Consider the following 7,245-nt stretch of genomic DNA (forward strand, 5'->3'; position numbering starts at 1 on the left):
CTCAGCGCCTACGGCTGCCAGGAACTCTTCTCGCCACTCAGCTTGCGGTCAAGAAAACTCGCTGCACTGATCAACGCCAGATGCGTCAGCGCTTGCGGCGTGTTGCCCAGGTGCCGGCCATGGCTGTCGAACTCTTCGGCGTACAGCCCAAGCGGATTGGCATATCGCAGCAATTGCTCGAACTCCAGGTGGGCTTTTTCCACCTGGCCGGCGCGGGCCAGGCATTCGACGTACCAGAACGAACACGCGGCGAACGCGCCTTCGGTGCCGCTGAGGCCATCGATGTTGGCGTCTTCGTTGCGATAGCGATAGACCATGCCGTCGCGCACCAGGGTTTTTTCGATCGCTTCGAGGGTCGACAGCCAGCGCGGATCCTTGGCGCTGACGAAGCGCACCAGCGGCATCAGCAGCATCGAGCCATCCAGTGCGGTGCCGCCCTTGTACTGAACGAAATGCCCGCGTTCTTCGTTCCAGAAGTTGTCCCAGATGTCGGTGTAGATCGCTTGCCGGGTGTTATCCCAACGGGCGAACGGCGCCGGCAGCGAACGCTTGGAAGCCAGACGGATCGCCCGGTCCAGCGCCACCCAGCACATCAGCCGCGAGTGCAGGAAATGATGGGTTTCACCGCGCATTTCCCAAATGCCGACATCTTCGCTCTGCCAGTTTTCGCAGACCTGATCGACCACTTCGCCGACGTGCCGCCAGCCTTCGTGGGAAATCGCATCACCGTACTTGTTGACCAGATACACGGCGTCCATCAGCTCGCCGAAGATGTCCAGTTGGACCTGATCGTAGGCACCATTGCCGATCCGCACCGGTTGCGCGCCGCCGTGACCGGACAGGTGCGTGAGTTCGGTTTCCGGCAATTCCTGCTGGCCGTCGATGGCATAGAGGATGTTGAGTTTCATCGGTTTGCCGCAGCAATCGCTGACCCGACCACGCAGCCATTGCATGTAGTGGTTGGCTTCATCGACAAAGCCCAGGCGCATGAACGCGTAAACCGTGAACGAAGCGTCGCGGATCCACGTGTAGCGGTAATCCCAGTTGCGTTCGCCGCCGGGGGTTTCCGGCAGGCCGAAGGTGGCGGCGGCGAGGATCGCACCGTGGCGACGCGAGGTCAGCAGTTTCAGGGCGAGGGCGGAGCGATTGACGATTTCCCGCCAGCGCCCGCGATAGTTGGATTGGCCGATCCAGCCACGCCAGTATTTGAGGGTGCGCTCCATGCACAACTCGCCGGCGCCTTCGGCAAAACGCGGATCGTCGCTGCCGCCGAGCATGAACGCGGCGGTTTCATTGTGCTTGAGGGTGAACTGCGCGACGGCCGCTTGCGCATCGATTTGCAGTGCCTGATCTGAAGCCAGGCGTATCGACGGCTGGCCAGCGGCGTGGAACGTTACGTCTTTTTCGTCCATTTCTGCCCGGGTGTCGGCGCGGCCGTAGTCGTGGCGCACCGCGCAACGCAGATTGAACGTCGCCGAGCCGCTGACCACGCGCACCCGGCGCATCAGTAGCGGCAGTGCGTCGACATCGTCACCGATGGGCAACAGATCGGTGATTTCCACCACCGCGTGTTCGCTCAGCCAACGGGTCTGCAAGACGTTGGTGTCGGGCAGATAAATCTGTTCTCGGCGCGCGTCCGGCAAGTCTGGCGCGAGCTGGAAAATCCCTGCTTGCGGGGTGTCGAGCAGCGAGCAGAAGATCGTCGGGCTGTCGAACTCCGGCCAGCAGAAAAAATCCACGCTGCCCTTGTCGTTGACCAGTGCGGCGCTGCGCATGTCGCCGATGATGCCGTGGGCACCGATGGGACTTTGTTGTTCCATTTCAGGCTCAGCCATTGCCGCGAAACTCCGGATAGAGGCTCATCCCGCCATCGATGAACAGGGTGGTGCCGACGATGTAATCGGACAGGTCGGAAGCGAGGAAAACCACTGCGTTGGCAACGTCCTCGACATCGCCAATGCGTCCGTAGGGAATCAGCTCAAGAAGTTTGTCGCCGGCCGCGCCTTCAGTGGCTTCTGTGTTGATGGCCGTGCTGATCGCACCGGGCGCGATGCTGTTGATGCGGATGCGCTGGTGGCTGACTTCCTGGGCGAGGCTCTGCATCAATTGATCGACGCCGCCCTTGGACGCCGCGTAATTGACATGCCCGGCCCATGGAATGCGCTGGTGCACCGAGCTCATGTGAATGATCTTGCCCGCCGCGCGCGATACGCCTTCGCGTACGCCCTGACGCTGAAAAATCCGCAACGCCTCCCGCGCGCAGAGGAACTGCCCGGTGAGGTTGACGCCGATCACCGTGTTCCAGTCGTCGAGCGTCATGTCCACGGCAGCGGCGTCTTTTTGCAGGCCGGAATTGGCCACCAGAATGTCCAGCGAGCCGAAGGCTTCGACGGTCTCGGCGAACAGCCTTTCGACCTCTTCTTCTTTCGAGACATCGGCGCCGATAGCGAGGGCCTTGCCGCCCTCAGCGTTGATTTGCGCGGCCAGTTCTTCGGCAGGTTCGGCGCTGCTGTTGTAGTTGATCACGACCGCAGCACCGGCTGCAGCGAGTGCTTTGGCGGCGGCATGGCCGATGCCGGAGCTGGCACCAGTGACCAGCGCCACCTGATGAGCGAGGGAAATCTGCATGACGATTCGCGCCTTGGTTCCAGAGACTTAAGTAGCTGACTGATGACAGACGCTGAGAGTTCATTTGCTGGGTGCGGTGATGCGCTGGCCCCTTCGCGAGCAGGCTCGCTCCCACAGGGGACGGCATTTCGAATGTGCGAGCGAAGGGGCCTTCACAGACCGCTAACAATTGCGCGCTTCCACGGCATTCAAGGCTATGGCAACTTGGCCGCCCCTGATGAGGCTGCAATCGATGGCAAACCCCTACCGCGAATTGTTCTCCGCCCCCGGTGCCCGTGCGTTTGTACTGGCCGGGATGCTGGCGCGCATGCCGATTTCCATGACCGGCATCGGCCTGATCACCATGCTTGCGCAGTTGAATGGTGGTTATGCGCTGGCGGGTGCGGTGGCGGCGACGTTTGCCTTGGCCACGGCGTTTTGCGCGCCGCAGGTATCGCGGTTGGTGGACCGTTATGGGCAGGGGCGGGTGCTGCCGATCGCAGCGCTGACCGGTGGCGGCGGGTTATTGATGTTGCTGCTGTGCACGCGCTTGCAGGCGCCGGACTGGACGTTGTTCGTCTTCGCCGCGCTGGCCGGGTGCATGCCGAGCATGTCGGCGATGGTGCGGGCGCGCTGGACCGAGATCTACCGTGGCCAGCCGCAATTGCAGACGGCGTATGCGCTGGAGTCGGTGCTCGACGAAGTGTGTTTTATCGTCGGGCCGCCGCTGGCGGTGGGCTTGTCGGTCGCGGTGTTTCCCGAGGCCGGGCCGCTGGCGGCGTTGTTGGCCCTGGCCATCGGCGTGACGGCGTTTGTCGCCCAGCGCAGCACCGAGCCACCCGTGCACGCGCAGGAGTCGCAGCATCAGGGCTCGATCATTCGCTCGACCGACGTGCAATGGCTGCTGGCGTTGATGCTGGCGATGGGCGTGATCGTCGGAGTCATCGATGTGGTCAGCGTCGCCTTCGCTCAACATCAGGGCCAGCCGGCAGCGGCCAGTATTGTCTTGTCGGTATACGCAATCGGCTCGTGCCTGGCCGGCATCGCCTTCGGTGCGATGCGTTCGAAACTGCCGTTGCCGCGCCTGTTTCTCTACGGCGGCGTGGCGACGGCGGTGACCACGCTGCCGCTGCTTTTGGCGAGTAACATCCTTGGCTTGTCGATCGCGGTATTTATCGCCGGACTGTTTTTTTCGCCGACGTTGATTGTTGCGATGGCGTTGATCGAACGCATCGTGCCACCAGCCAAACTGACCGAAGGCCTGACCTGGCTGGTGACCGGATTGAGCATCGGCGTGGCGATCGGCGCCGCTGGTTCCGGAGCGCTGGTGGATGCGTTTGGCGCGCGCAGCGGCTTCTGGCTGGCGATTGCGGCGGGGGCAGTGGTGCTGATTTCAGCGTTTCAAAGTTTCCGTCACTTGAAATGAAATTCCACTGAGGGAGCGAGCCTGCTCGCGAAGGCGGTGTGTCAGTAAATATCTTCATACCTGATACAACGCATTCGCGAGCAGGCTCGCTCCCACAGTTATTTTGCGTTGTTACCAGCCGCGTCCTGAGTCGACCCAGAAGTTGACTGACAGCGAAGTCGACACCGACTCCACCTGATGGAACCAGCCCTCTGGCAAAAACAGCAGGTCCCCAGCCTCCAGCGTCACCCGCAGAAACGTCACCTCCCGCGCCGCCGGGAAACGTTCATAGTCCGGCGCATCGGGGTTGAAATCGCAGCCATCCAGACCACCCTTGGGCGCGGTCGACCAGGTGCCCAGCGCTTCGCGGTGATGCGGCGCGGCAAGGGTGAATTTCTTCTGCCCCCAGACTTGCGCGAAGAGGTTGTCGGTGTCATCGCGGTGCAACGGCGTCAGCGTGCCCCTGGGGCCGATCCAGATGCGCGGCGGGATGAACAGCGAGGTGTCGAAGTAGGGCGGGTATTGAATCTGTTGCAACAACTGCGCGGGCAGAATGTTGTTGCCCATGTACGCCGGCGGCTCGCCATCCGCGCCTTTGACCGCCGGGCTGTCCAGCGAGGCGATGAATTCGGCCATCGAGGTCGAGCGGAAATCACGCTCGGTGGAAAAGGTCTTCTTCACGTAATCGCCATGGCGGGTGATGCCTTGCAGTTCGGCGAAATGCACCAGCGATTCCTCGCGGCTCAGGCTGAACAATGGCCAGTCGTGCAGGGCATTGCTGATCACCAACGGAATGCCATTGGGCAAATAACGGGTTTCGAATTCGTGCCGGCTCAACTCGGCGCGCGCACGACGTTCGACGCTGGTTTGGCGAGGCAGCGCGGCAGTGAGCTTTTCGCTGAAGCGTGGCGGCGTCGGGTAGCGCTTGTTCATGTCGACCTTTGCCACCGTGCCGCCACCTTGGCGGGCGTGGTCGATGATCTGCGGCAACATCGTCGCCAGGCCCATGTTGCCGCCAATCTTCAGGCGACCGCTGGCGAACAGTTCCTCGACATTGACCACGCCGGCCATGATCCCCAAAAAGTCCTTTTCCGCGACTTCGATGGTCACGTCCGGGCTTGGATGGCGCCCGACTGCCGTGCGCTGGCTGGTCTTGATGTCGTACCAGTACGCCTGCTGCGCGCTGAAGATGAACTGGAAAACGCCCTCGATGCCGACCGCGCCGGCGTTGGCGAACAACTTGCCCAGAATGCTCTGCAGGTCCACGGTGATTCCCTCGCGATTGTTGTTTTTTTCCTGAACAGGCAACGAGCGGCTGGCGGGGGAATTTAGCGGCCGGGCGACTAATTTGTCCGGCCAGTGATCCGTCTTTCTTGCAGACACATTTTTCAAGGAAAGCGCGGTGACCAAGCTGACATTGCTGTGCCTGCCCTATTCGGGCGCCAGCGCCATGGTTTACAGCCGCTGGCGGCGTCAACTGCCGACGTGGCTGCAATTGCAACCGGTGGAACTGCCGGGGCGTGGCGCGCGGTTCGATGAACCGCTGCAAACCGACATGCGCGCACTGGCGCGGCAACTGGCGCGCGAGCACAAAGCGGGGCTGCAAGGCCCTTATGCGTTGTTCGGGCATAGCCTCGGTGCGTTGCTCGCCTGCGAAATGGCCCATGCCTTTCGCGAGTCGGGTGTGCCGGAGCCGCTGGCGCTGTTCGCCTCCGGCACCGCCGCACCGACCATGCGCAGCGACTACGACCGCGGCTTTGCCGAACCGCGCAGTGATGAAGAACTCATCGAACAGTTGCGCACCTTTCAGGGCACCAGCGAAGAAGTCCTCGCCAATAAAGAGCTGATGAGCCTGACCCTGCCGGTGCTGCGCGCCGATTTCATGATGTGCGGCCGCTTTACGCCTGCCGAGCGGCCCCTGCTCAATTGCCCGGTGCACGTGCTCGGTGGCAAGGAAGACCGCGCCACCACCGAACAACTGATCGGCTGGAGCAAAGAGACCCTGGGCAGTTTCTCGGTGGACATGATGACCGGCGGGCATTTCTTCATTCATGAACACGAAGCGCGGGTCATTCGTACGATCAAGACCCATCTGGAAGTGCATCACCGGCGCCATGCGCAGGCCGCGCAACCGGCGTTTTGAGACCGCCTCATCTATCATTTTCAGGAGGCCAGTCATGGCTGTTGCTCTGGGGTTTTCCGTGCGGCCGTTGCTGCCGCAGCGCGGACGTTTGCCACTGTTGGTCGAGGCGAGCGATGCCGACACCGATCTTTTGGCGGTATTCGATGAGTTGAAGGCCTTGGTCGACGAGCATCTGCTGCGCGACGGTGGCGTGCTGTTTCGCGGTTTCCGCCTCGACGGCGCCGAGCAGTTTCGCCAGTTTGCCGCGAGTTTCGGCCATCCATTGCTCAACTACGAGTTCGGCTCGACGCCGCGTACCAACGTCACCCAAGGTGTGTACACCTCCACCGAATACCCGGCGCACCAAAGCATTCCGCTGCACAACGAGCAGGCCTATTCCCGCGACTGGCCGATGAAGATCTGGTTCTACAGCATGATCGCCGCCAAGTCCGGCGGCGAGACGCCGATTGCCGACAGCCGCGAAGTCTACCGGCGCATCCCCGTGGCGATCCGCGAGCGTTTTGTCAGCAAAGGCCTGATGTACGTGCGCAACTTCGGCAATGGCCTCGACGTGGCGTGGGAAGACGTGTTCAACACCGAAGACCGCGAAGTCGTCGAGGCCTACTGCAAGGCCCACGGCATTGTCTGCGAATGGAAGGACGACGGTGAGCTGCGCACGCGGCAGACCTGTCAGGCGGTGGCGGTGCACCCGGTGACCGGCGACCACGTCTGGTTCAATCAGGCGCACCTGTTTCACATCTCCAACCTGCCAGCGGACGTGCGCGAAAGCTTGCTCGACATCGTCGACGAAGAAGACCTGCCACGTAATGTCTACTACGGCGACGGCTCGCCGATCGAAGACGAAGTGCTGGCGCAGATTCGGGCGGTGCTCGACGACTGTGCGATCAGTTTCCCCTGGCAGGAGGGCGATGTGCTGATGCTCGACAACATGCTCTCGGCTCACGCGCGCTCACCGTTCGAAGGGCCGCGCAAAGTCATCGTGGCCATGGCCGAAGGGCATTCGCAGGACGCGCGCTGACCTGTTCGCAACCGTTCAACTCAAATGCCGAATCCGGGCCTGTACCGGCTTCGGCATTTGTCTGTCTGGCCT

6 protein-coding genes are annotated in these 7,245 nt (G+C 62.1%); 3 read left to right on the forward strand and 3 right to left on the reverse strand.

The window, feature by feature from the left end; all coding sequences use genetic code 11:
- Positions 1-8 precede the first annotated feature (8 nt).
- On the reverse strand, positions 9-1,835 hold the full coding sequence (locus tag BXA01_RS25255) for a glycoside hydrolase family 15 protein (protein ID WP_076567006.1): 1,827 nt from the start codon (positions 1,833-1,835) through the stop codon (positions 9-11).
- Positions 1,828-2,628 (reverse strand): glucose 1-dehydrogenase, encoded by an 801-nt coding sequence (locus BXA01_RS25260; protein WP_076567009.1) that lies wholly within the window; start codon positions 2,626-2,628, stop codon positions 1,828-1,830. The genes BXA01_RS25255 and BXA01_RS25260 overlap by 8 nt, the downstream gene beginning before the upstream one ends.
- 232 nt (positions 2,629-2,860) lie before the next feature.
- On the opposite strand from BXA01_RS25260, the gene BXA01_RS25265 reads away from it, so the two are divergent.
- Positions 2,861-4,033: an MFS transporter gene (locus BXA01_RS25265; protein WP_076567012.1), complete on the forward strand. Its 1,173-nt coding sequence runs from the start codon at positions 2,861-2,863 to the stop codon at positions 4,031-4,033.
- A gap of 111 nt (positions 4,034-4,144) precedes the next feature.
- Here the strand turns inward: BXA01_RS25265 and BXA01_RS25270 are convergent, their stop codons facing one another.
- Positions 4,145-5,278, reverse strand: a complete 1,134-nt coding sequence (locus BXA01_RS25270; RefSeq protein WP_076567015.1) for a cupin-like domain-containing protein — start codon at positions 5,276-5,278, stop codon at positions 4,145-4,147.
- A 136-nt stretch (positions 5,279-5,414) separates the two neighbouring features.
- Here BXA01_RS25270 and BXA01_RS25275 point away from each other — a divergent pair, with 136 nt between their 5' ends.
- The gene (locus BXA01_RS25275) at positions 5,415-6,155 is read left to right on the forward strand and encodes a thioesterase II family protein (RefSeq protein ID WP_076567018.1); all 741 of its coding nucleotides are present in this window, start codon (positions 5,415-5,417) and stop codon (positions 6,153-6,155) included.
- A gap of 34 nt (positions 6,156-6,189) precedes the next feature.
- Positions 6,190-7,173, forward strand: coding sequence for a TauD/TfdA family dioxygenase (locus BXA01_RS25280; protein ID WP_076567019.1), 984 nt, complete (start codon positions 6,190-6,192; stop codon positions 7,171-7,173).
- Positions 7,174-7,245 lie beyond the last annotated feature (72 nt).

The sequence above is a fragment of the Pseudomonas sp. B10 genome, assembly GCF_900156235.1.
GTDB lineage: Bacteria > Pseudomonadota > Gammaproteobacteria > Pseudomonadales > Pseudomonadaceae > Aquipseudomonas > Aquipseudomonas siliginis.